The 25,045-nt window shown below is 41.8% G+C and carries 19 protein-coding genes and 1 pseudogene; 17 read left to right on the forward strand and 3 right to left on the reverse strand.

Annotated features, from left to right (window positions below; genetic code table 11):
• A complete protein-coding gene (locus tag NSQ66_RS13885; protein ID WP_076141688.1) occupies positions 1-1,794 on the forward strand; it encodes a sensor histidine kinase in 1,794 nt (597 codons plus the stop codon).
• Between the two features lie 37 nt (positions 1,795-1,831).
• On the opposite strand, the gene NSQ66_RS13890 is transcribed toward NSQ66_RS13885, so the two are convergent.
• A complete protein-coding gene (locus NSQ66_RS13890; protein ID WP_036678243.1) occupies positions 1,832-2,038 on the reverse strand; it encodes a DUF1657 domain-containing protein in 207 nt (68 codons plus the stop codon).
• Positions 2,039-2,246: 208 nt separating this feature from the next.
• Between NSQ66_RS13890 and NSQ66_RS13895 the strand changes: the two genes are divergently transcribed.
• The 12 genes and pseudogenes from NSQ66_RS13895 to NSQ66_RS13950 all read left to right on the forward strand — a co-directional run bounded on the left by NSQ66_RS13895 (position 2,247) and on the right by NSQ66_RS13950 (position 18,606).
• Positions 2,247-3,107 (forward strand): DUF421 domain-containing protein, encoded by an 861-nt coding sequence (locus tag NSQ66_RS13895; protein WP_036678238.1) that lies wholly within the window; start codon positions 2,247-2,249, stop codon positions 3,105-3,107.
• Positions 3,108-4,076: 969 nt separating this feature from the next.
• A pseudogene (locus tag NSQ66_RS13900) lies at positions 4,077-5,246 on the forward strand (right-handed parallel beta-helix repeat-containing protein); the annotation flags it as partial.
• Between the two features lie 133 nt (positions 5,247-5,379).
• Positions 5,380-6,831, forward strand: coding sequence for a spore germination protein (locus tag NSQ66_RS13905; protein ID WP_036678236.1), 1,452 nt, complete (start codon positions 5,380-5,382; stop codon positions 6,829-6,831).
• The gene (locus tag NSQ66_RS13910; protein ID WP_076141687.1) at positions 6,828-7,979 is read left to right on the forward strand and encodes a Ger(x)C family spore germination protein; all 1,152 of its coding nucleotides are present in this window, start codon (positions 6,828-6,830) and stop codon (positions 7,977-7,979) included. Before NSQ66_RS13905 ends, NSQ66_RS13910 begins: the two co-directional genes overlap by 4 nt.
• Before the next feature lie 21 nt (positions 7,980-8,000).
• Positions 8,001-9,089, forward strand: coding sequence for a GerAB/ArcD/ProY family transporter (locus NSQ66_RS13915; protein ID WP_076141686.1), 1,089 nt, complete (start codon positions 8,001-8,003; stop codon positions 9,087-9,089).
• Between the two features lie 133 nt (positions 9,090-9,222).
• A complete protein-coding gene (locus NSQ66_RS13920; RefSeq protein WP_036678228.1) occupies positions 9,223-10,200 on the forward strand; it encodes a MoxR family ATPase in 978 nt (325 codons plus the stop codon).
• Between the two features lie 3 nt (positions 10,201-10,203).
• The gene (locus NSQ66_RS13925) at positions 10,204-11,292 is read left to right on the forward strand and encodes a DUF58 domain-containing protein (RefSeq protein WP_036678226.1); all 1,089 of its coding nucleotides are present in this window, start codon (positions 10,204-10,206) and stop codon (positions 11,290-11,292) included.
• Complete coding sequence (locus tag NSQ66_RS13930) at positions 11,289-12,620, forward strand: FUSC family protein (protein ID WP_036678223.1); 1,332 nt, start codon at positions 11,289-11,291, stop codon at positions 12,618-12,620. Before NSQ66_RS13925 ends, NSQ66_RS13930 begins: the two co-directional genes overlap by 4 nt.
• Positions 12,621-12,752: 132 nt before the next feature.
• A complete protein-coding gene (locus tag NSQ66_RS13935) occupies positions 12,753-15,350 on the forward strand; it encodes a hypothetical protein (protein ID WP_076141685.1) in 2,598 nt (865 codons plus the stop codon).
• Between the two features lie 39 nt (positions 15,351-15,389).
• A complete protein-coding gene (locus tag NSQ66_RS13940) occupies positions 15,390-16,109 on the forward strand; it encodes an ABC transporter ATP-binding protein (protein WP_036678220.1) in 720 nt (239 codons plus the stop codon).
• Positions 16,099-17,487 carry an ABC transporter permease gene (locus NSQ66_RS13945; RefSeq protein WP_170914247.1) on the forward strand — a complete coding sequence of 463 codons (1,389 nt, stop codon included), beginning with the start codon at positions 16,099-16,101 and terminating at the stop codon, positions 17,485-17,487. Before NSQ66_RS13940 ends, NSQ66_RS13945 begins: the two co-directional genes overlap by 11 nt.
• 30 nt (positions 17,488-17,517) lie before the next feature.
• Entirely contained in the window at positions 17,518-18,606 is a 1,089-nt protein-coding gene (locus NSQ66_RS13950; RefSeq protein ID WP_076141684.1) for an efflux RND transporter periplasmic adaptor subunit, read from the forward strand.
• A gap of 18 nt (positions 18,607-18,624) precedes the next feature.
• Here the strand turns inward: NSQ66_RS13950 and nagZ are convergent, their stop codons facing one another.
• A complete protein-coding gene (gene nagZ / locus NSQ66_RS13955) occupies positions 18,625-19,923 on the reverse strand; it encodes a beta-N-acetylhexosaminidase (protein WP_076141683.1) in 1,299 nt (432 codons plus the stop codon).
• A 127-nt stretch (positions 19,924-20,050) separates the two neighbouring features.
• Between nagZ and NSQ66_RS13960 the strand changes: the two genes are divergently transcribed.
• On the forward strand, positions 20,051-20,554 hold the full coding sequence (locus NSQ66_RS13960) for a ferritin (protein WP_036678216.1): 504 nt from the start codon (positions 20,051-20,053) through the stop codon (positions 20,552-20,554).
• A 37-nt stretch (positions 20,555-20,591) separates the two neighbouring features.
• Here the strand turns inward: NSQ66_RS13960 and NSQ66_RS13965 are convergent, their stop codons facing one another.
• Complete coding sequence (locus NSQ66_RS13965) at positions 20,592-21,950, reverse strand: PQQ-binding-like beta-propeller repeat protein (protein ID WP_076099329.1); 1,359 nt, start codon at positions 21,948-21,950, stop codon at positions 20,592-20,594.
• Positions 21,951-22,199: 249 nt separating this feature from the next.
• Between NSQ66_RS13965 and NSQ66_RS13970 the strand changes: the two genes are divergently transcribed.
• From NSQ66_RS13970 to NSQ66_RS13980, 3 genes are all read left to right on the forward strand, one after another.
• The gene (locus NSQ66_RS13970; RefSeq protein ID WP_036678210.1) at positions 22,200-23,069 is read left to right on the forward strand and encodes a cation diffusion facilitator family transporter; all 870 of its coding nucleotides are present in this window, start codon (positions 22,200-22,202) and stop codon (positions 23,067-23,069) included.
• Positions 23,070-23,219: 150 nt separating this feature from the next.
• Positions 23,220-23,630 carry a bacteriohemerythrin gene (locus tag NSQ66_RS13975; protein ID WP_051491008.1) on the forward strand — a complete coding sequence of 137 codons (411 nt, stop codon included), beginning with the start codon at positions 23,220-23,222 and terminating at the stop codon, positions 23,628-23,630.
• A gap of 152 nt (positions 23,631-23,782) precedes the next feature.
• A complete protein-coding gene (locus NSQ66_RS13980) occupies positions 23,783-24,976 on the forward strand; it encodes a metallophosphoesterase (RefSeq protein WP_036678207.1) in 1,194 nt (397 codons plus the stop codon).
• The last annotated feature ends 69 nt before the right edge of the window (positions 24,977-25,045 follow it).

Genomic DNA, 25,045 nt, shown 5'->3' on the forward strand with positions numbered 1-25,045 from the left:
ATGAAACAACCAAGAAGAAAACATAAGTATGTGCCGATAGGGTATAAATTAATGCTGACCTATATTTTTTTCATTATTATCCCTGTATCCGTGATCGGTTTTGTCTCTCACTCTATGTACAATGATTCATTACGCGAGCATACAAGTTCGAATATTAAAGGTACGTTGTTGCAGATTCGCGATAATATTGATTATAAAATGGGGGAAGTTATTCGGATATCAACGCAATTATATAGTGATTATGATTTCTATCGGAATTTGCGAAGTTATGAAGAAGGCTGGGAAAATTATGATAGGATGTCTATGAAGGTACTTCCAAAGCTGGACGTAGCTATTCAATCAACGGGTATGAGGATTGGGATGTCGCTATTTTTAAAGAATGAATCCATTCCTGAGATCTATTCGAATTCACTTGAGGGCTATCTGGATAATAGTAGCTTCTATCATCTTTACCATATGAAACGGATTGAAGGGAAATCCTGGTATTATGATTTTCCAACCGAGAAATACGCGGAGACTATGAAATGGTGGCAGATCGAGCGCGATGTAGAAAATAATCGGATCTCGTTGCTCCGTAGATTAATAGATACATACGACCCTCTCGTGCCTAAGGAGATTGGCTTCTTGCGGATTAATGTAGGCATTCCAGATCTGTTTAATAGTGTGAATTATACGAAGATAGGAAAAGGAAGTATTCTAATTTTAAAAAACGAGTTCGGAAGAACGATGTACCAATCGGGAGAACTACCAGAGCACTATACCAATGAAGCCGAACTTAATAAGGATTACCTGACGATTAGTGAAACAGTTACGGTTTCTAACCAAGCTTGGCAATTAAACGCGCTAGTTCCAATTACGATACTTGAACAGGATGCAGTGAAGGTACGACTGTTTATTATTTTAATGTGTCTCATCTGTTGTGTTGTCTTTAGTTTTGTCGGCATATTTATATCCCGATATTTTTCAATTCGGATTAATAAGTTCGTGTACGTGCTGAATGCCTATCGGGAAGGTGATCTTCACAAGCGTATTTCCTATCGAGGCAAGGATGAATTCTCTCAGATTGCAACCGCGTTAAATGATATGGGCGAGAATATCGATATGTTGATTAAAGAAGTATATTTGACGCAGCTCCAGAAGAAGGAAGCAGAGCTTGAAATTCTACAATCACAAATCAATCCTCATTTCCTATATAATACGTTGTCATCTATTATTCAATTAGCCAAGTTTGGTCAAAATGAAAAGCTGCAGCAGATGGTGCTGGAATTAGCGAAGTTTTATCGCCTGACGCTTAATGAAGGACGTACCATGATTCCGGTCCCCACTGAAATTGAACAAGCAAACGCTTATTTAGAAATTCAGAAAATTAAATACGGTGATCGTCTGGAAGTTATGTTTGATTTTGATACAGAAATCTGGCCTTATGAGACCATAAAACTGATTCTACAACCATTTATCGAGAACGTGCTGAAGCACGCCTGGTGTGGTGACCACATTCATTTACGCATTGTTGGGCGTAAAGAGGGCAATGATATTCTGTTCCGCATCATTGATGATGGAATCGGCATGAGACAGGAACGTATTGATCAAATTTTTGATCCAAAGGGCCATACGAATACAGGTTATGGGGTCCGTAATGTGGATCAGCGGATTAAACTGCAATATGGATCTGAGTATGGCGTAACCATTTTTAGTCGTGTCGGAATTGGCACTTCTGTTCAGATACTTATTCCGGCTAATAAGGGCATGCGTGGCATTCGTTCGAATATTGTACATGATGAAAAGGGGTCTTAAAGCTAGTTTTTCTAGCCTAAGACCCCTTTAGCTTTAATTAGAACCCTTTATATTGAGGCTCTTCGGACTCTAATTCGGTTACCCGGTTCTCTACTTGAGTTACGATTTGTTGTGTTTGCTCAGCTGCGTTTGTGAACAAGGTTTTTGCACTCTCGTTTTGTGTTTCTAGTGCAAATTGTTCAAGACTGGCTTGAGCACCTTTTAAAGAAGATAAACATGTTTTTACTTGTGAGGCTACTGTCATTGAGTTTCTCTCCTCTGTGTTGGATTATTAGCATGACGATTGCTATTGTCCTCAAATGCATCTATCGTTATGCAGGAAAAAAATTCATGTTTGTAGTAATAGAGGATTTTCCATAAATAAGTAGTGAAATTCCGGAGTGAATGCGGCTTTATTGACAAATAATGAGTGTTAGTAAACAAGCTTTGATTCAAAAAGGAGGGTATTTGTAATGCCGGAGTGGTTGGAGGTTATAGTTCGAACGCTCTTTGCTGTGGTTGTACTTTTCTTTTTAACAAAATTACTGGGAAAGAGACAAGTATCGCAGCTCTCGTTCTTCGAGTATATTACGGGGATAACCGTCGGCAGCTTAGCCGCTTACATTTCTTTGGATACGGATAAGTTATGGCATTTAGGGCTCATTGCACTAATTGTATGGGTAGCTTGTTCTTTAGGGATCGAATACCTTCAGATGAAGAGTAAAAAAGCAAGAGACTTTATTGATTTCAAGTCTACCGTACTAATTAAGGACGGGAAAATTCTCGAAGATCACATGAAAAAAGAACGTTTAACCACAGATGAACTGCTGGAGGAGTTACGCAAAAAAGACGTTTTCAATATATCGGAAGTGGAATTTGCGATTATGGAATCTGATGGAGCCATAAATGTTTTACTTAAGAGTGAAAATCAGCCGCTAACCCCTAAGCAATTGGGTATAAAGGTTGCTCCAGAGAAAGAGTCACAAGTTGTCATTATGGATGGTAAAGTGCTCGACAAACCATTAGATACTCTAAATCTAACGCGAAGCTGGCTTGATGGTGCCCTTGAAAAAATGGGTCTGACTGTTGAAAATGTGTTTCTTGGACAAGTTGATTCTTATGGTGAGCTGACAGTCGATTTGTATGCCGATAACTTTAAAGTCCCACAGCCGCAGGATAAGCCACAATTATATGCTTTGCTGAAAAAGTGTGAAGCTGATTTAGAGATGTTCAGTTTATCAACAGATAACGAAAAAGCTAAAAAAATGTATGAACAATGTTCGGAGCAATTGCAAGCTTCACTGAAGGTTTTGAAACCGTTAATTCAAAACTAAGGGTATAGATAAGGCACTCTCGAGTGAGATCGAGGGTGCTTTTTTTATATTAATTTAAATAAATGTAATAATATGGGCACAAAGTAGCTGTACAACTTCAAAATATTAATTATAGTTGAGATTAGGCTGGAGTTATAGATGACACAGGATTGGAGGAATGTCCTCGCTTTTTATTTAAATCACAAAAACAAGGAGGAAGATGTTCACGTGAAACTAAAAGGACAATTTTCATTCGGAATTATGGTTACGCTTACAACTTCGCTGGTTCTAGGTAATTTGGTATGGAGTAACCCTACCGCACAGGCAGCAAATATTTTTAGCAATGATTTTGAGAATGGAAATGCCGACAATTGGACGAGTACAACAGGAACTTGGTCTGTAGTTGAAGAGAGTGGCAATCATATGTATTATCAATCCAGTCAAAACGAAGGACGTTCGTTCTCCGGTAGCAACACGTGGACAGATTACAGTGTTCAAGCCGATGTGAAGATTGATAATTTCAATGGAACTAATCGAACTTATGTGTGCGGGCGCTATGTTGACGGAAATAACTATTATGCTGCATCTCTGTCTAACAGTAATGGTGGGACGCTTGAAATACGAAAAAAGGTGAATGGTTCAAGTTCAACACTGGCTAGTAAAACTGATTTTCCTATAACCACTGGAACTGCCTATACAGTTAGGCTGGAGCTTAGTGGAGATTCGCTTAAAATGTATGTAAATGATGTTTTGCAGTTAAATGCACACGATAACAATTTGACAGCAGGAGGTATTGGACTTGTAGCTTATAAGACAGCAGCGAAGTTCGACAATATCAATGTCTCCGATATCACAACGGGCACTCCGACATCTACGCCTACCGTAGCACCAACAATTGCACCAACGGTAGCTCCTACGGCTACTCCAACAGCAAGCGCAACCCCCACTGCGACAGTAGCTCCAACCACCACTCCAACTGCAACACCAATTGCAGGCTCGATTTATGTAGCCCCTAATGGTCTGGACAGCAACGCAGGAACAATTGGTAGTCCAACCACACTGGCCTCAGCGATTACGAAGGTAGCCCCCGGGGAAACCATCTATATGCGTGGAGGGGTTTACACGTATTCTTCAACAATAATTGTTGGACAAGATAATAACGGAAGCTCTAACTTACGAAAGAACATCGCTGCATATGGGACTGAGAAGCCTATACTGGATTTTTACGCCCAGCCATTTGACCCAGCTCAACGTGGTTTGCAGATATACGGTAACTACTGGAAGGTAAAAGGATTAGAGATAAGAGGCTCAGGAGACAATGGGCTCTTTATTGGCGGGAACTATAACATTATTGAGAATGTTGAAACCCATCATAACCGGGATTCGGGACTGCAAATCAGCCGTTATGCTTCATCTCTGACCAGCATGAGTCAATGGCCGAGCTATAATCAAATCATTGGAGTATACTCTCATGATAATTATGATCCAGATAATGGAGAAGACGCTGATGGTTTTGCTGCTAAGCTGACTATAGGTCCTGGTAACGTATTTGATAAATGTATAGCTGCATGGAATACAGATGACGGCTGGGATCTTTACAGTAAATCAGAAACAGGCCCCATCGGAGTGGTGACGATCAAGAATAGTATCTCCTATAAGAACGGACAGACCTCAGATGGAAATTCAACGGCAAACAGCGATGGGAATGGATTCAAACTAGGTGGTGAAAAGATTGCAGTAAACCACATTGTACTGAATAGCATCGCATTTCAAAATAAAAAACACGGATTCACTTACAACAGTAATCCAGGTTCCATCCAGTTAACAAATAATACTTCTTGGAGTAACGGACAGAGTAACTTTGCTTTTGATACCGGTACTCACCAATTTACGAACAACTTGTCTTTTGCAGGAGGATCGAGCGATAAAACAAGTGGCACCGATATTCTAAGTACTAATGTGTGGTGGAAGAGTAATGCAAGTACCAATGCCAAGGGTTTGGTAGCCAGTGCCGCTGATTTTGTAAGTCTTACGCCTTCAGTGGTGCGAAATGCTGATGGATCTTTTAGTCTGGGCAGTTTCCTCAAATTAACTGGGGGTAGCGACCTAATCGGATCTGGAACACCTAGCGGAACTAATATTGGTGCTACATTTCCTTGATTTGAAATCTAGGGGTTTGATGGGCATGAGTTCGGTACTATACCGGACTCATGCCTTTTTGCTCTGATATAAGAATAAACCTTCCATTTCATTGGCAAACTAAGCCAGATTAACAAGTCACAATCTTGGAGGTATGCCGCAGATGTCTGGAATTATTGAAACAATTAAAGAACAACTAGAGGGATCTAGTGATGCAGTTTTTCAATCCATTCGCCTTCACGGGCATTCCTGCCACTTGATCTATATCCCATTCATTGTGAATTCCCTGAGTCTTCATAAGGATATTGCATTGCCGCTAAGAAATGAAGCAAATTCAGAGCACAAATGGTCTGATTTTTTAGAACGACTGGATCGAGGAGCTGTTTTTCCAATCCCGTATCTTAAGGAGTTTGACTTAAACAAGGCTGTAGATCTGATCGTCGCTGGAAAAGTAGTGCTTTGTTTTGAAGAGCTTCCTTATGTTTATTATTTTGAGATCACGCAATATCAGAAAAGATCGGTCACGGAATCACAAAATGAACTTGTGGTGATTGGACCTCAAGAGGCATTTATTGAAGATATTGAAACGAATCTGTCCCTGCTCCGACACAAAATTAAACATCCGGATCTAAAGACTATTCATTATACGATTGGTAAATATACAAAAACCGATGTGTATGTTGTATACATTGAAGGTCTTTATAAAAAAGAAGTTCTTGCTGAAATTGAAAAGCAAATAAATGAAATAGAAATTGACGGAATATTGGGCATTAGTTATATATCGGAACAATTGCGGAAGGGGAACTTGACACCATTTCCGGTATTTCAATATACAGAACGCCCCGACTCGGTGGCAGCTTCTTTAATGGAAGGCCGGATTGGAATATTACAGGATGGCACACCCACTGCAATGATTGCACCTACATCTTTTTTTACAATGCTACAATCCTCTGAGGATTATTATCAAAGCTTCTATGCAGCAAGCTGGATTCGAATCGTTCGATTTGTGTTCTCCATCATATCCATGATTCTTCCATCGCTTTATGTTGCGATTACAACCTTTCATCCTCAGATCATTCCCTCAAACCTGTTAATTACGATAGCATCTGCCAGAGAGAATATTCCTTTCTCAGCCTTGACTGAGGCTTTAATCATGGAGCTTACCTTCGAGGCCCTTAGAGAAGCTGGAACCCGAATACCAAAGCCTGTGGGCCAGACCGTTTCTATTATTGGGGGTATAGTCATCGGTCAAGCTGCGGTACAAGCAGGAATTGTATCTGCTCCAATGGTCATTGTGGTTTCTATTACCGGAATTGCCACCTACATCATTCCCCATTATGAGCTGGGTTTGACTTTTCGTTTACTTCGTTTCCCTTTATTGATTATGGGGGGGACGATGGGATTACTCGGGGTATATATTACAGCCTTTTTGATTTACGGGCATCTGGCTAATCTTAGGCCGTTAGGTTCACCGTATTTACAACCCGTTGCTCCTTTGGTGTTACAAGACTGGAAGGACACATTATCTCGTTTTCCCTCTAACTATATGAAGAAACGAAGCAACATTTATAGCAACAGGAATCTAAGGAGACAGAAACAAAAATGAGAACTCTAAAAATTGGAGTTGTTATACTTCTATTCCTAAATGTAACAGGCTGCTGGTCGTCCAAGGTGGAACTGGACGAATTAACCTTTGTATACGGCTTGTTTATAGATGTAGGCAAAGAAGCAGGCACCGTTGAAATTACGATTAACTCTCCTTTGCCCAATCGTCTTAACTCATCAAGCCAACCCGCTAGTGGTGGCGGCGATGGAAATAGTTATTCTACAGTTTCCAAGACCGCAGATACGATAGCAGATGCCATGTTACTAGTCCAAAAAGACCTAACACGTCAGCTTAGTCTTTCCCAATTAAAAATAATCGTCTTAGGGAAAGCTTATGCAGAACAAGGAATCGGTGAACTTCTGTTATGGATTAGACGAGAGCCAGCCCTTCCCCTTGGAACCTATGTCATGGCGAGTCCCGGCAGTGCCAAAGAGATGAATACATTAACACCTATCTACGAACAATTGCCTTCTGATGTACTAATGAGCTTTGGAACAGAAAAATATATGTTTTCAACTACAATCAAGGACTGCTTGTTCGCCGAGGCATCTGGAGTTGGGTTTGCTATAAATAATCTTTCATTTGGTAAAAAAGAGGAAACTACAAAAGAAGGTAAACCACAATATTGGGCAGGCATTCAAGGGGCCATGTTGTTTCAGAATGAGAAAATGAAGGGAATACTAAAGCTTAAAGAAGGTAGGGCATTGGCATGGGCCGCAGGCAAGCTTAAGCTGTCGGTTTATTCTGTTACCTGGGATGGAGGAGAAAGTGCGGCAAGTGTTGTATTTGTTAGCACCAAAGCTTCAAAGAAAGTAAAACTAACGGATAAAGGCCCAGTGTTCACAGTGAAATTAAAAGGAAAAGCTAGTGTGATTTATTTAAGGGACCCTAAGAAAAGAAATCTAGAAGAGATCAGTAATATCATTACAGAGAAACTAAGCGATAAAATTACTGCTAATCTGACCGAAGCTATACGTTTATCCCAAGAAGCAGGTGCGGATGTTCTACAACTCGGCATGTTACTGGAATGGAATGATCCGAAACTTTGGAAGGAAGTAAGAGAACGTTGGGATAATTACTACACTCACGAGGCAGATATTAAGGTGGCAACGGACTTTCGCATTGTAGATTTTGGAACAGCAAAATAAAGAACTGAGGAATGAAAAGTTATGCGTACAACAAAGTGGCAGCTGTTCCGGTTTATCACTATTTTTTTCAGCTCACAAACCACCATTTTTTTGATTCCAACTATTATTGCTAGTTCCTCCTATCAAGGCTGGATTGCATTAATAGTTGGCTCTTTATTAGGCTTGATTTTATTATGGTTTACAATCTATGTTGGTAAGCTGCGACCTAATCAAGCTTGGGTTCACTTTGGAAAAGAGATCATTGGCAAATGGCCACATAAATTTATGCTACTGGTCCTACTATGCTGGTGTGTTTATTATGTTTCTTACGATATAGAGAACTTTGTACTATTCTTTGGTTCAAATTATTTAAGAGGAACTCCGCCGCTGTTTATTCAGCTTGTAATTGGTTTGGTGATTATGTACACAGCAAGTCTAGGTTTTGTAACGATTACATATATGGCCGACGGATTATTTATTATTTTTCTAATAACCACGATCATTTTATTTAATTTGTTCCTTTCGAACGCGGATTTTAATATGTTACCAGCTTTTATTCATTATCATGATCCTGGAATCGCCTTGAAAGACTCTATTGTGGTCATGTCATGGTTTGGAGAATGGATTGTTCTCTTGTTCGTTGCACCTGATTTAAAAATTGAAGCAAAGATGTTAAAAAGATTGGTATTTGCACAGCTCTATGTATCAATTACTGTCTTAATTGGATGGATATTGACGATGCTGAGTTTTGGTCCACATCTTGGTCAGCAGCTCCAATATCCTTTTCTTGAGATGGTGCGTAGTTCGAAAGAAGAGAATTTATTAGGGAATACTGACCCGCTTTTGATTGGAATATGGTCGTCATCTATGTTTATTCACAGCTCTTTCCTTATCTACATAGCTTCAAAATGTCTATCGAGTTTGTTCAATACTAATGGTAAAAAAATTTACGTTCCTCTTTTAACACTGGCTTCAGTGACAATAGCATACTTATATTCACGAAACGTCGGCAGATATTACGAACACTATAAAAGCTTTGCAATTGTGATCATTTGGCTAATCGTAGAAAGCATACCTATCTTTTATGGGATTGTAGCTTTCATTCGATATCGGCATAAGACTGTGAAATGAAAATCGAAAGGATGACGGGGGCTGTCTAATTATGGACAGTGCCTTTTTTGTGTGAATTATAAATTGGGTACGCTTTCTGTTATGATTAAAGCACTTATTACATAATTATCCTCAGATTGGATGGTGCATTCACATGAATCTTCAAGAAGTTACTGAACTTATCAAATCTATTAGGGCCAATCTTGCCAAAGTCATTGTAGGAAAAGAGGATGGAGTAGACTTGCTGCTGACCGCATTACTTGCGAATGGACATGTTCTGCTGGAAGATGTACCAGGAACGGGTAAAACCTTGCTCGCAAAGGTTCTTGCCAAATCATTAGATTGTTCATTTAAGCGCATTCAATTTACACCGGATTTATTGCCTTCTGATTTAAGCGGGATCAACTATTACAATCAGAAGACGGGAGAGTTTCAGTTCAGACCGGGTCCGGTATTTGCTAATATACTGCTGGCTGACGAAATTAATCGTGCAACACCTAGAACTCAATCCAGCCTATTAGAGTGTATGGAGGAACGGCAAATTACTATCGATGGCGTAACGCACGGATTAGAAGCACCATTTCTTGTCATTGCTACTCAGAATCCGATAGACAACCAGGGGACCTTCCCACTGCCTGAGGCTCAGTTAGATCGATTTTTGATGCGGATTACTACGGGTTATCCTACCTTCGATGAAGGGATACATATTTTACAGCGTTTTCGTGAGAATAATCCGCTCGAAGAGTCTTTTCCTGTAGCAACGGCACAAGATATTCAAGCCGCACAGCGTTTAGCCGCATCGGTAAGTATCAGTGATGATTTATTAGGTTATATCGTACGGATAACGGAAGCTACCCGCAAATCTACGGCAGTAAAACTGGGGGCGAGTCCACGTGCTAGTGGCGCGTTGCTTAGATCAGCTCAGGGATATGCACTTATTCAAGGCAGATCTTATGTAACACCGGATGATATCAAAGCCGTAGCTGTTTCCGTGCTTGCACATCGTCTGCTGCTTCATCGGGGATTAGGCTCAAGAGAGGGACAAGCCGCGGATATTGTATTGCAAGTGCTTCGTGAAGTTGAGGTGCCTGCTGAACCCGTGACGTCCTTAAGAGGCGGAAAGGTGGAATGACCTATGGCTTTGCCTTGGTTCATTTTCATTACAGTGGCGTTGGTGTTACTTCTTGCTGACATTTATAAACGGAATGGCCTGAAAGCGCTTAGTTATTCTCGCTATTTTTCACGCAAGACTGCATATGAAGGAGAACGTATTGAGATGATCGAGGAGATCGTTAATGCGAAGCTTCTTCCTTTGCCGTGGCTCCGATTGGAGTCTAGTATTGCGAGAGGTCTGGAATTTGGAAGTCAGGATAATCTTGGGATTAGTACAGGAGAAATCTCTCAGAATCATATTAGTTTATTCTATTTAAAATCTTATCGTCATATTAAAAGACGGCATCAGGTGACATGTGAGCGTCGTGGTTTATATCGTTTGGAATCCGTGACTATGACAACGGGAGATCCATTTGGTTTGACTCGAAAAAACAAAACGTATCCACTCGAGTTAGAGTTATTGATCTATCCCGTTCTGCTGAATCTAGACGAGCTTCCATTGCCCATTCATAGCTGGCTGGGTGAGCTTCCTGTGAAAAGATGGATCGTTGAAGACCCTTTTCTGACTGCTGGCATTCGTGAGTATAGCTCAGGAGATTCTATGGGATTGGTAAACTGGAAGGCTACAGCACGTACTGGTGTTATGCAGGTTCATAAAAAAGATTATACTGCTGACTCCCGGCTCGTCATCTGTCTGAATATAGAGGACAGTGATTCCATGTGGAGAACGGTGACTGATGTGGAACGAATCGAGCAAGGAATAAGATATGCAGCGACTATAGCTGAATACGCAATGCAGCATGGAATTGAGACCGGATTAATCTGTAATGGCAGATTGGACGATGCTGGCGAAAGAGATCCAATTGAAGCAGAGCCGATGGCTCAGCTCGAAGATATGTTAGAGCTGCTGGCAAGGCTGAAGCTGGATAGAACACTTCCTATGAGTCGACTATTGGAATTGCAGGTTGAGAGTGGAATTAGTGACACAGACTTTCTAATCATAAGCTGCCATAGAGGAGCAGAATTGCAAAAGGCGACGGATCTCCTAATGCAGCAAGGCAATGGTGTGGAATGGCTGGATATTCCGGAACAAGGGAGAGAGAGCGCATGAAGCTTACGTTGTCTGGCTATGTAAGGGAAACAGTCAAACTCTGGTTGTGGTCTGTTATTGAATTGTTGCTATTTCTACCGGTTTGGGTTCTATTTCAGATTTATTTGTTGCCCCAACAAGATGAACAAATATGGTTGATTGCGCTGCCTATACTAGCTTTAGCGGGCATTCTTTTGCGCAATTTTTGCAATGTAAGATGGAAGCAATTGCTTGCCGCCTTAATCCTCGGGGTATTATTAGGTGCGGTTTCAGGGAGTTTATCCATCGAAAGCCTTCCCTTAGGTGTGGCTGGATTTATATGTACATTTTTAGGGATGACGGTAGACTCTAGAAATAATAGATTCAGAATGTTTTGGATAGGTATAATAATCTATTTTGTAGCTACTATAGCGTTTCATAGAGTTCCTGAATTGGAGCCAAGTGTGCCGTTATTGACCTGGTGTGGCAGTCTGTATTTAATACTGACTTTACTTATTTCTAATAGCAGCTATATACGATACAGCGCACTTACTGAAGAGAATGAAACGCTGCCCAAAGGGATACAACGGAATAATCGTATATATGTCATTGTGATTGGAGTTATTGCAGCTGTACTAGCAGCAGGTGTCGGCAAAGCTATAGGAACACTGGTATGGAGACTCTTACGCTCATTTTTCAATTTTATTAATCAGTTATTTTCTGGCACAAAAGAACCAGAGCCTCCGCCAGCAGAATTGCCGCCAGCAACGCCGATGTTACCACCTGTTGGCGAGCAAAAGCGGGGCTGGCTAGCTATTATACTAGAGTACGGGTTCTATATTTTGGCAGCGGTATTATTGGGGTTTGTAGCCTATTATGCACTTCGCTGGTTGTACAGAAATGCTGGAGAAAAGTGGCGGAGAGCCATAGATGCATTGTTATCGATGTTACGTAGGGAACATGCCCCTAAGAATAATACAGCATATCTTGACGAAGAGAAAAGCGTCTTTACTTGGGAACAAACCGTTCGAGGGTTGAAGGATTTCTGGAGCTCACGTCTTCCTTCAAAACATCGAAAGGATCGCTGGGAACAGATGAATGGCGAGCAGGAACGTGTACGTTGGCTTTATCGGCGGTGGCTAAATATAAAGCGCGATAACGGTTATGAAATGAAAAGTTATCTTACGCCGCAGGAAACAAAAAGGGATGTTTTGCTATGGGGAGATCGTAACAAGCATAAACGTAAGGGAGATGAAGATTCTATAGCTGCGTCAGAACAATTGATTGAAATATATGAAAAAGTTAGATACGGAGAAGACCAGCCTGCGGCTTCTGATATTGCAGCCTTGAAAAATCAACTGAAATTATAGAATCGTTTTCAGAATATATGCAAATTGGAACAAATAGGTTACAAAAGGCCTGTAAGTGTTACAACATGGATACAATTGGATCTGCTCTAACCACTATAATAATTCTAGTAAAATACTCGTGGAGGGAAGTCAATGAGAAAGCATAGCAGTACATATGTTGTTTTACTCTTAAGCACCTTTGTCATAAGCCAGTTGACAGGGCATACCGCTTCGGCTGCATCAGTTAGTTCTGTTCAGCCAAAATCTGCGGTAGCTGCTGCAACTGTAGCAGCTCCTAGTAATCTGGGTTCCGTTTCTTTAGGAGCTAATATCAAAGCTACACTGGAAGATGTGAATATTTGGTCACAACCTGGAGGCAATATTTTAACTTATACAATTAACTATTCGAATGGCAGCAACAAAAGTGCTAGCCTATTGTATTATTTTTCGAGAGTTATGACCTCTGGCGGCTCTGTCATTCCAGGGAATCCACTAAGTGCTGACTCTACTAAGAAAAAAGTGGGTTCTAATGAAAGCTTGCGCGTTACATATTATGTTAATGTCGGCCAGGTAAACTCGTTAAAAGGTATCAAGATTCCAATGTACGTTTGGGATTCCAAAACCAAGGGGTATCTCAAGCAAGTAGGAACTTTTAATATACCCGCCAACTATTCGCCAACCGCTGTAAACGGTAAAACTGTAAGCACTACAATGAATGACATTCCGGTTGTTGCTAAAAGTGAATCCTTGGAGCTCTACAAATACAGCGGAAAGGTTTATGCCAAGGTCGGCATAAGCTTGACCAATAAAGGCAGCAAAGTATTAAGTGATCCTGGTTACGCAGCATATTTGGTCTCGGCAGGGGGAAGCTCGTATGAATTAGCCCTTGACCGTTCTCAGCTTAGTTATAAAATTCAGCCACAAGAGAAAAAGACCATTTATTATCTTACAGAAATTCCTTCGTATATGAAGACGGATAATATGAAACTGCAATTCACCCAAAAGGATGAGGCGCTGAAGCTGGAGATTGCCAAATCTTCGTACAAGCTGCCTGCGGCTACAACACCAAATTTGGTAGTTGGCAAAGGTGTAATCAAGAAAATTACCATCAATAACAATACGATTGAAACACAATTAAATAACGCAACCGTATACGCAGAGAACAATAAGGGATTCTGGACTTTTCAGCTGCGAGTGAAGAATACAGGGAAGACAGCCGTTACGTTACCTTCTTATGAGCTTGCCGTCAAATCCTCAACTGGGACAACCTTTCCGATCAATTCTAAGGGCTTGAGCGGATTAACCATAAAACCTCTGGAGGAAAAAATCATCCCGCTTACCGCACAAGTCCCCCTTGAAGTAGAACAGAATTCACTGCAATTGCAGATGATTGAGGCTGTTTCTGCTCCAGATAATAGTGAGACGGGAACTACCGGAGACGGAGCAGGAACTGGAAGCACTGGTGGAACCAATGTCGTTACGGGCAACACAGCTAAACTAACTGTTCCGGTTGCTTACTTTACAATCTCCTATACCTTGCGTCCAGAGATACAGAAAGGGCTCGAATATAGAGCTACAAATGAATATGGGACGTTTACTTACAGTTTAGTTTCCTTACAGCGTTTTCCATGGAAAGACGACGATATCGTAGTTGCCAGATTAAATATTACGAATACCCAATCGGTTGCCTTGTCTATGCCGGAATTAAAGGGAGCTGTTCAGGTAGACAATGAGGACATGTCATCTTCAACGGAACTGTTTATGGATAAGGAAACTTCAACGATTGGACCAGGTAAAAACGCTGAAATCTATGTGTTTGCCAAAATTCCTTATACACAAGAGTTCGATAAACTAAAATTAAATCTTTATTCTATGGTAAAAGAAGAGAAGAGCTCGTTCCTATCAGTTACTACTAACAGCATGATGAACGCTGTAGCTTCTATTGAAACTGGAGGAAGTTATGTTATCTCTGGTAAAGGTAAGAACGCTAAAGTGCAAGAGAACAAAACCATTATTTATGAAGGACTTAACTCCAATCTCGTATACACAGAGCTCCTTTTGAGCAGTGAAGAGAAAAGACAAAGCAAAATGGCTCGCCTCCAAGCTTATTACAAAACGGGAGACGGTCAGCTATTCGAAGCTACAGCCAATCAACCAGATACTTCTGCTACTCCGGGCGGTAAGCAATTAATCACCTTCTGGGCGAAGGTTCCGAAGGCCGTTAATACTTCTGATGTTAGCCTGTTCCTAGGGCCAGGGATTACTGGGAATAAGCTGACGGAACCGGGTCAGGAATCCACTGGATTTATTAATATGGCTTCACTGTCATTAAATCCGGTTACCACTCCACCAGAGAAGAACTTGACGAAGGTGGCAATTTATCCGTATACCATGTCCGTTCTAAGTTCAGAAGGGCGCTCATTGCAAGGCAGTGACTCTATAAATATAGTTATGAATTACAATCTTCTTCGTGATAGCAGCTATGATATGGGTACCTTCACGCATAAACTGGTCCTGAAAATGACGGACCCATATGGTCTTTCTCAGGAACGAAGCTTGAACATCGGTACTGATATTCTTGAAGGGACCAACAACTCGTATACAGCAAGCTTTAGCAATAATATGTATAAGAATTTGTCAGGAGGTACCTACCGGATCACGCTGTACGATGAATTCCAAGGCGAACGGATCGAGCTGGCTAGTCAAGCTTATAACATCAAGATTGATAGAGCAGTTGTAACTGAGAAATAGCATTTCATATCTATTATTGTACGAAGAGGAGCAGCTCCAATGTTGCGAGTGGAAAATGTAACGCATTCTTATAAAAACGGTAATGAAACTACAGCAGTGCTTCATCAAATTGACTTTTCTGTGAAAGAGGGGGAGATGGTAGCACTGCTGGGGAGCTCGGGTTCCGGTAAGTCAACGATGCTGAATCTGATGGCAGGACTAATGAAGCCTACTGAAGGCCATATTTATATTGCCGATCAAGATATCGTGAAGATGAGTGAGAATAAGCTATCGGAATTTCGCAGAAAAAATATCGGGTTTATCTTTCAAGCGTATGAGCTGATTACTAGCATGACAGTCCGTGAAAATGTAGAGCTGCCGCTGGTTTTTCAATCCGTTGCACCCTCTATACGTAAACAAAAAGCTTTAGAATTGTTGGAAGGGGTCGGCATTCCTGATAAAGCCGACTTGTTCCCTTCCCAGCTGTCTGGCGGACAGCAGCAGCGTGTCAGTATTGCGCGCTCCTTAATTACGGAACCGTCTGTTATTTTTGCAGATGAACCAACCGGAAACCTAGATTCGAAGACAGAAGAAGAAATTATCAATATCCTGCTTAACCTGAACAAGAAGATGAAGACCACCTTCATAGTTGTAACTCACGAGCTAAAAGTCGCGGAGCAAATGCAGCGGATATTCACGCTTCGGGACGGATATATGATTACTGAAAACCAAACTTCTTCGGATACTGAACTCGAAGGGGGTATACTCATTGAGGATTAGTGATATTTCCCGCTTGGCTTGGGAACAGGTCAAACGGCGGAAAGTTGTCACAGGTCTTTGTATGGCTGGCATATCCATTGGATGTGCTGCAATCATAGTTGCATTAAGTATAGGAGACTCCGCACAGAGCTACACGGAGCGGGAAATCAACCGCAATTTCAAAATGGATGAAATTACGGTGTCGCCCAACGGAGGTATACCCTCCCAAGGAGGAGGCAGCGGTGGCAGCGGATCGTCTGCGGCCAATGAAAAGCTTGATCCCGGCAGGCTGACGGCGCAAAAGCTGGAGATTATTAAAGGCTTGCGGCATGTAACTGCAGCAGCTCCCTTTCAAGAGCTAGGGTACATACAGATGTTGACTATCGATAATAAAATAACAGATGTACAGCTTATTGGAACCGATCTACGCCTGTTAACGAAATATGATAAGAAATTCAAACAAGGCGGGGCTTCTGATTTAGTGGGAATGGCTGTACTGAACTATGGTGCAACCGTTGGACTGATTGATAACGAAACTCGGCAGCGGCTTTTTGAACAACTGAGTACAGATCCATATAACAATAAGTTGATGGAACAGTACAACAGCTTAAGTATGCTTCCAACAGATATGTACAAGCAACAGGTTCAATTACAATCTTTTGATCCCGCCTCTCAAACCGGAGGGATGTTAGTTAGCTCACCGATTCAAGTGGTGGGGATCCTCGACAACCCGAGTGGAACGAACGAGAATATGGCTATGTACGACAAGAAGATCTATGTGTCACTAGAGACTGGCGAGCGGCTTGTAGAACAAATGAAGCTATCGAGTGGAACCGCTGGGCAAAAGGGTGTCTATAACTCAGCGATTGTAAAGGTAGACAGCACTGAGAATATCGTGGAACTAGAGAAGCTTATTCAGAAACTTACACTAACGACAAGCACGAATTTGTATCAAAAAGAGGCACTCGCTGATACCTTCAGCATGGTCAAGAAAGCGGCTCTCGGTGTAGGTGTATTTATTCTAATTATTGCTTCGATCTCCATTATCGTTGCGATGACTATGTCCACTCATCAACGACGGCGGCAGATCGGTATCATGAAAGTGCTGGGCGCCAATATGGGCCAGATCCGCAATATGTTCATTACAGAAGCGGCATTGCTCGGGATGTTGGGCGGATTGCTTGGTATAGTCTTTTCATACTTGATTGTATTAGGAATTAATAAGCTCATCGGTACCTCTTCAGGAATGGGTGGAGGCGAGCCTTTGGTGATTTATATTCCTCTGATGACTCTCCCGGTAGGGATCGCATTTGCGGTAATGACAGGGGTATTATCAGGTATTTATCCGGCGATCAGTGCATCCAGAACGAATGCACTCACGGCGATTAAACGGGATTAGCTATTTTTAAGTTGAAAGGAAGCCAAAGTGATGAAGAGGAGAATCAAGTGGATAGTATTGGTACTGATTATAATTGCAGCAGGTTATTTTCTATACAATAAGATGTATAAGCCTGAAGCGCAGTTAGAGCCTGTTGAACCCCCACAAGCAATAACTTTTGAGGTCACACAGGAGACCATTACCAATTCCATACAGGTTAAAGGTAATTCTAATTATGAGAAAGAAACGCTTGTTTATGCTCCATATGCTTCAAAGGTGACAAAGTGGAAGGTTGAGAACGGTGGACAAGTCAAAAAAGGCGATTTACTGTTTACTCTCGATCAGGAAGCCTTAAAGAATGAGATTGCTACACAAGAGGCGACTATCCGAAAAGCAAAGCTGGAAGCAGAGCTGAATGAATTTGTGAGCCAGCAAGATGAGGAGAATGCAGCCCTTGGTGCGACTGAAGCAGAACGGATTAAAGCACTCACAGCCCAAGAAGCAACACGGCTAGGGGACGAGCTTAATCAGGTCAATGCCGAAATACAGGCACGCGAATTAACAGAGAAAAAAGCCAAACTCAAAACAGCACTTTATTATGCTCCGGCATCCGGCATTTTCTTATTTGACAGTGCAAGCGAAATTCCGCAAACAGTGACAGATAATCAATATATCGGAAAAATAGTAGATATGAACAAGCTTGAATTCATTGCTCTTGTAGGTGAACAAGACGTCTTCCGTATAAAGACAGGCATGAAGGTCGACGTAAAAATGACAGCTATAAAAGATTTGAAGTTATCTGGAGAAGTTACGAAGGTAGCGAAATTTGCAAAGACTGCTTCAGGTCAGAATGCCACTACCAGTTCAGTTCCTCAATTCGAAGTGGTGATCACGCTGCAGCCTGACGAGCATTTGATCGGTGGCTTAAGCTTAAACGGAGAAATTGAAACAGTTCGCAAAGAAAATGCCACCGTTGTATCCAGCATAGCTGTAATGCATGAAGGAGACCTCTCCTACGTTATGCTGGATAAAGGGGACGGGCAATATGAACGAAAAGATATCGAAGTGGGTCTGGAAACAACGGACAAAACAGAGGTTCTCTCTGGGTTGAAGGTTGGAGATGTTGTTGTTCTTCAGTAAAAATGACTAACGCTTGATTTACTTCTCAATCGTTTGACGCCAAACGTTAATATCTTTATTAAGATCGGTAAGATCAGGAACCGGGATTTGCTCATCGGAAAGGTTATATTTGGCTTTTAAGGCTAAGATCCGATAGACGCTTTCATCAATCCGTGTTTCTTGAATCTTACCGTTTTTTACGTTTTGCAGGAGGGAGTCCATGACCCGTTTTTCATTATCATAGCCATGAGCGACAAGGAGAATATCACTACCTGCATTCACAGTATCTACAGCTGCAGCAGCCAGATCGTAGTTCTTCATGATGGCTCCCATGGTTAGATCATCTGTAATTACGATTCCTTGGTAGCCCATTTCATCTCGAAGCTGTTCACCAATAATGGTACGCGATAAGGATGCGGGTTTGTCTGGATCTAATTTTGGAAACAAAATATGAGCGACCATTACGGCGTCCGTCCCCTCTTTAATGGCTGCTTGGAAGGGGAGCCATTCTAATTCGGCTAGCTGACCGGCTGTTTTATTCACAATCGGCAGAGCCAGATGGGAGTCGACAGAGGTATCTCCGTGTCCTGGGAAATGTTTGACAACAGGAACGACGCCTTCACTCTCAATTCCCTTCATTTCGGCAATCCCTAGTTGAATGACTTGGCCAGCAGCATTACCGAACGAACGATCTCCGATGACTGGATTATCTGGATTGCTATTGATATCGAGAACGGGAGCAAAGTTCATATTAAATCCGGCTGAACGTACTTCTCTTGCGAGCAGCTTTCCCATTTTCTCGGCAGCAGCAGCGTCATTACTTGCACCCACTGTTCCGTTAGAAGGGAATGTAGCATATTCTTTAGGCATCCGGCTGACTTTTCCACCCTCTTGATCCACACTCATGAATAGTGGGGCAGGGTTGCCAGTGTTACTCTTTTTCATAGAATTGATAAGACTGATCATCCCTTTCAGGCTTTTAATATTGTCCTTATAGAGGATGATTCCACCGATTTTGTCTTCGGTAATCATCTTTTTAGCTTGCTCATCAAGGACAGTTCCATCAATTCCAACTAGGAGCATTTGTCCGATTTTTTCTTCCAAAGTCATCCCAGCAACCTGAAGAGCAATTGGATCGCTGATTGCTGAGGGGGGGGGAGCCAAGCTAGCGGTTGGTGAAGGTGTGGATTGGAAGGTCGGTGTAGCGGTAGCTTCAGATTGTGAATTATTGCTGCTATTGGAACAGCCAGCTATGAGGAACAGTGACACCATAGCTGCAATAATGAAGAGTGTACCGGAAATCTTAGGCTTTAGGCTGTGACGGGTCAATCTAATCATCTGAATAGTCGTCCTTTCGTTAGCTAAATTAGATATTGGGAGAGGAATCCTTGCTGACTTAGAAGCACGGTGATAAGATAAACTTAAATATTTACATATTAAATTTGAATAATGAGGTGACGGTCCAATGAAAGATGGATTAGTACAAGCACTTAATGAACAGATGAATTTCGAGTTTTATTCCGCTCATGTTTATCTAGCGATGGCTGCTTATTGTTCCGGCGAAAGTCTGGATGGATTTGCAAACTTTTTTCTAATTCAAGCCGAAGAAGAACGGTTCCATGCCATGAAGATTTATAAGTTCCTTAACGATCGGGATAACCGTGCTACGCTAGAAGCACTACCAGAGCCGAAGAACGAATATAACTCGATGTTAGATGCTTTTGAACATGCCTTCGCGCATGAACAACAGAACACTAAACGGTTCTATCATTTGGCTGATCTTGCTCTGGATGAGCGTGAACATGCGACGATTTATTTCTTGAAATGGTTTATAGACGAGCAAGTAGAAGAAGAAGCACTCTTTAGCAACATCATCAGTAAACTGAAACGAATTGATAAAGATAGCAACGCCTTCTACATGCTGGATGCCGAGTTTGCTGCACGTACTTTTACAGCTCCGGCTGAATAAGTTATTGAAGCCCAAAAGCCTGAGAAATCAGGCTTTTTTATTTTATAGATGCAGGAAGTTTAATGGCGAGCAGCTTATTATCCGTTCGAATCATCAGCATCCCTCCAGTTTTAAGGGAAGGGGCAAAGTTACGAGAGCCTGTGTTCACAGTGAAAATAGGCTTCAGAGTTAACATGTCATAAGCGTGAAATAGGCCATCAGATTGTCCACTATAAACCACGTTTCCGAACAGATCCGTCTGTACCACTGGATTCTCTCCAATATTGAGGTCGACAAGCTGTCCAGTTCCTAGCTTAAGTGCGGATAAAGTACCTTTATCTTGATTTTGAAATAACATTCTTTGTTGATAAACTTGGTTCAGTGGAGAGTCTTTTTCTTTAACCATCGAGGTCCAGGTTTGCACCGGCTTACCCTCTGCAGAATAATTCCAGAAATCATATTTCACAAACTTACTACCCTGAAAGATATAAAAGTCTTTTCCATCCAAAAACGCGTTTCCATTCATCCCATTATAAGTGTACACACCATCCTTATTCTCGGTATCTGTCCATTTATATAAACGTTCTCCTTTTAATTCTCCCGTCTTTATGTTGAACACGGATACTTTGACTTTACGATTTACCGGGTCATCATCCATCATAAATGTATTCGTAATGGAGTAGAGAAGTCCATCCTTCACTGCTAACGGCATCCATTGCCGGGTCTGGTCCCATAGTTTTTTTCCTGTCAGACTGTCATAGGCGGCTAGTCCAGCAGTTGTTAAGGCCCCTTGAGACAGATAGCTGCGAATAACGACCCCATCTGTTTCCATGAGATCTGATAAGCCTGTAAAGTTATTACTTTTTTCTACAGCCTTCCATTTGATCTTTCCGGTTACGGCGTCAACTGCTGCTAATTGTTCCTCTTGTGTAACATAAATAGTAGATCCTAAACGCTGTATATTTGTAGCTTTGGGGAGTGTTATGGAAGCCGACCATGCTTTTTTACCTGCCTCACTAACGGCATATAGGGAGCCGCTTTGGGTCAGACCGTAGATAAATCCATTACTGTATGTGAATAGCGGCGCTAATCCACTTCCGAACTCCCATAATTTTTTGCCTGTTGCCGCATTCATTGCGGTTAATTTTTCATTGCGCTGCAACGCAAAGATCTTCCCGTTTTCCGCGAGTGCTGTAATGTCCTGTCCGGTGATTCTGTCTTTTTTTAAAATGGCGAGTTGTGCTGACCAAACAGGTTTTAGGATCGGGGCTGTGACTTCACTGTAATAAGTGTTACTTAGGCTTACAACTGCTTTTTCTGCGGAAATGACTGACGTTGATCCACTGTTTGTTATTGGAATTAAAATACTCCCTATAGCTAAACATGTAACAATTTTCTTCGGCAAAGACTGAATCATCACTCCACGCTCCTTTAAATTTGTCATTACTATAATTAGACAATAAAAATAGCAAAAAGTTACTATTCCAGAAGAATGGAAGCAAAGTTGAACGGGGGCAAACTATGTTACGTTCTGCAAAACAGTTACGACCTTGCAACTCTATTTGACAGAGGGAACTATTACGCCCCGTAGCAACACTGTTTCTCTAGACCCACCCGAATCTCAAAGTGTAGTATAGAACAATACTATTCTTTGGGGGTTCTTTTTTTGGAAACTTATAACGACATTAAACAAGGCGAAAAAGGAGCTTGGCTAAGCATCGTTGCTTATATCTTTTTATCAGCTATCAAGCTGTTCATAGGTACAGTCTCAGGATCTCAAGCGTTGCTTGCAGATGGATTGAATAACAGTACCGATATTATTGCTTCTATCGCGGTACTAATTGGCCTGAAGATTTCCAGAAGACCGCCGGATTCGAACCACAGCTACGGGCATTTTAGAGCGGAGACCGTGGCTTCATTAATTGCTTCATTCATTATGATTGCGGTAGGGCTTCAAGTTTTGTATCAAGCTGTGAACAAGTTTATTCAACCAGCACTGGAAAGTCCTGATCTTATAGCGGCGTGGACGGCAGTGGGGTGTGCTGTAGTTATGATGGCTGTCTATATGTATAATATTAGGCTGGCCCGCGCCATTAACAGTAACGCAATGCGGGCAGTAGCACTGGATAATCGATCAGATGCTATAGTTAGCGTGGGCGCTTTTATCGGAATTGTGGCTTCCTCCTTAGGCGTTCCTTGGCTTGACCCGCTTACAGCTATCATTGTCGGACTAATCATCTGTAAGACGGCATGGGATATCTTTAGCAAGGCTACGCATGATCTAACGGACGGATTTGATGCGGAAGAGCTTGAACAGATGAAAGAAACTGTGGCAGAAATTGATGGCGTACAATCCATAAAAGATATCAAAGCCCGTATCCATGGGAATAACGTATTAGTAGACACAACTGTACTAGTGGATTCTCAGCTAAGTGTGGTGCAGAGCCATGATATTACGGAAGAAATTGAAGAACAGTTAAAAGACCGGCACCAAGTTTCCAATGTACTTGTACATATCGAACCCGTGATGAAGTAGAGATTATTAAATAGGTACCAAATCAGTAGGTGCTATATGTACAGCTAAAGGTTGAATATAGACGCCTGTGATGTTGTTAATAGTTCTTTTATGGAGAAAGGTGGAAAATAAAATTGAAATGTAATTTTCAAGAAACGGAATGGTGATTTCATGATCGCTTGGAAAGATTCATATGATATCGGTGTAGAAAAAATTGACTGCCAGCACAGACAGTTGTTAGCGAAATTGAACGAGTTCTTTGAAGCATGCAGTAATCAGCAAGGAAAAGAAAAGATTGAGGAAACGCTGAAATTCTTGAAAGAATACACGATTGAACATTTCAGTAATGAAGAGCAGCTGATGGAGGAGATCAACTTCCCTGAACTAGCTGAACATCGTCAGACGCATGCTGATTTCGTGAAGGCAGTTCTCGAATTGGAAGAAACGGTCAAAACAAAGGGAGTGTCCGTACTCTCAACCATCAAGCTTAATCGAACGTTAACAGACTGGCTGATAAATCACATCAATAAATGCGATAAGCTGATTGGTCAATGTATGGCCACACGTGATAAAGCGATATAAGATAAACCTCCAAAGAAGATGCCGAAGGGCATTTTCTTTTTTTAGTTCCGATGTTTTCCGAACACCGCATTGCAGTTTATACTGGGTTAACGGTTTGTGTTATGATTTGAGATAAGAGGTAGAGAAGTAGTTAGGTAAAGGGGAGAGAAACGATGAAAACATTACGAATGTTAGCTTCAGGATTCGCTATGCTGCTCATTCTGGGTCTTGTTAATTTCTACATTGGCTATCACGGTTGGCTGCTTATTGATGAATGGTTTTCAGGTGTTTCGTCAGCAGTATTCTGGACATTATTTATACTCATCGCTTTTGCGTATGTCATTGGAATGATTCCATGGCCAAAATCGGTTAAACCGATCGCCAGATTCTTTAAAGTGATTGGATCGTATTATCTAGCCTGTATGGAATTTGCTATCATTACGTTACCTTTGGCAGACCTATTATACGTGATACTGGGATGGTCGGGAATCGATCGTACCTATTACATCGCAGAAGCGGGCGGGACAATTCTGATATTATTGGCAGTTTTTCTGGTCTGGGGTTCAATCAACGCCTGGAGTACCGTGATCCGCACACATTCCATTCCTATTGATAAATCTATTGGCACCAGCACGCCATTAACGATCGCGGTTGCTTCAGACCTGCACTTAGGGAATATCGTGGGCAATCGTCATCTCAAAAAAATGGTGTCACAAATGAACGCTATGCAACCCGATGTGATTTTGCTGGCTGGAGATGTCTTGGATGACAGCATTGAACCTTTTATCCGCAATAGTATGAGTGAACAGATTAAACAGTTAAAAGCTCGTTATGGTGTCTACGCAGTACTGGGCAATCACGAATATTATGGTGGATCAATTAAGGAATATACCGATTTGATGAGTAGTATTGGGATCAAGGTCCTGCAAGATGAGGTTGAAGAAGTCGCAGGAACCTATATTGTAGGCCGAAAAGATAAGACAGCCGAGGCGATGGAAGCCGGTGGCAGACAAAGTGTAAGCTCCTTGCTCGAAGGACTTGATCTTACACGTCCTGTGATTATGATGGATCATCAGCCTACAGGCTTCGACGTAGCCGCTCAAGCTGGGGTAGACGTTCTACTCTCTGGTCATACACACCGAGGACAGATTGCTCCAAATCACTGGATCACTAAACGTTTGTTCGAGCTGGACTGGGGATATCTTCGTAAGGACAATTTGCATGTAGTCGTGTCGTCAGGTTATGGAACATGGGGACCCCCAATTCGTTTAGCAAGCCGGTCGGAGATCATTAAGCTGGAGGTTATGCTGGAGGGTTCTAAAAAATACAGTGAAGAGCCTGTTTCCACAAAAACGGTGTTAATCTAAGGTGAGTTTATATTTAGAGGCTGTTTCATCAGCAGATTTATTCTGCTAGGTGAGGCAGCTTCTTTTTTT

The organism is Paenibacillus sp. FSL H3-0329, from assembly GCF_037963285.1.
GTDB classification, from domain to species: domain Bacteria; phylum Bacillota; class Bacilli; order Paenibacillales; family Paenibacillaceae; genus Paenibacillus_AQ; species Paenibacillus_AQ odorifer.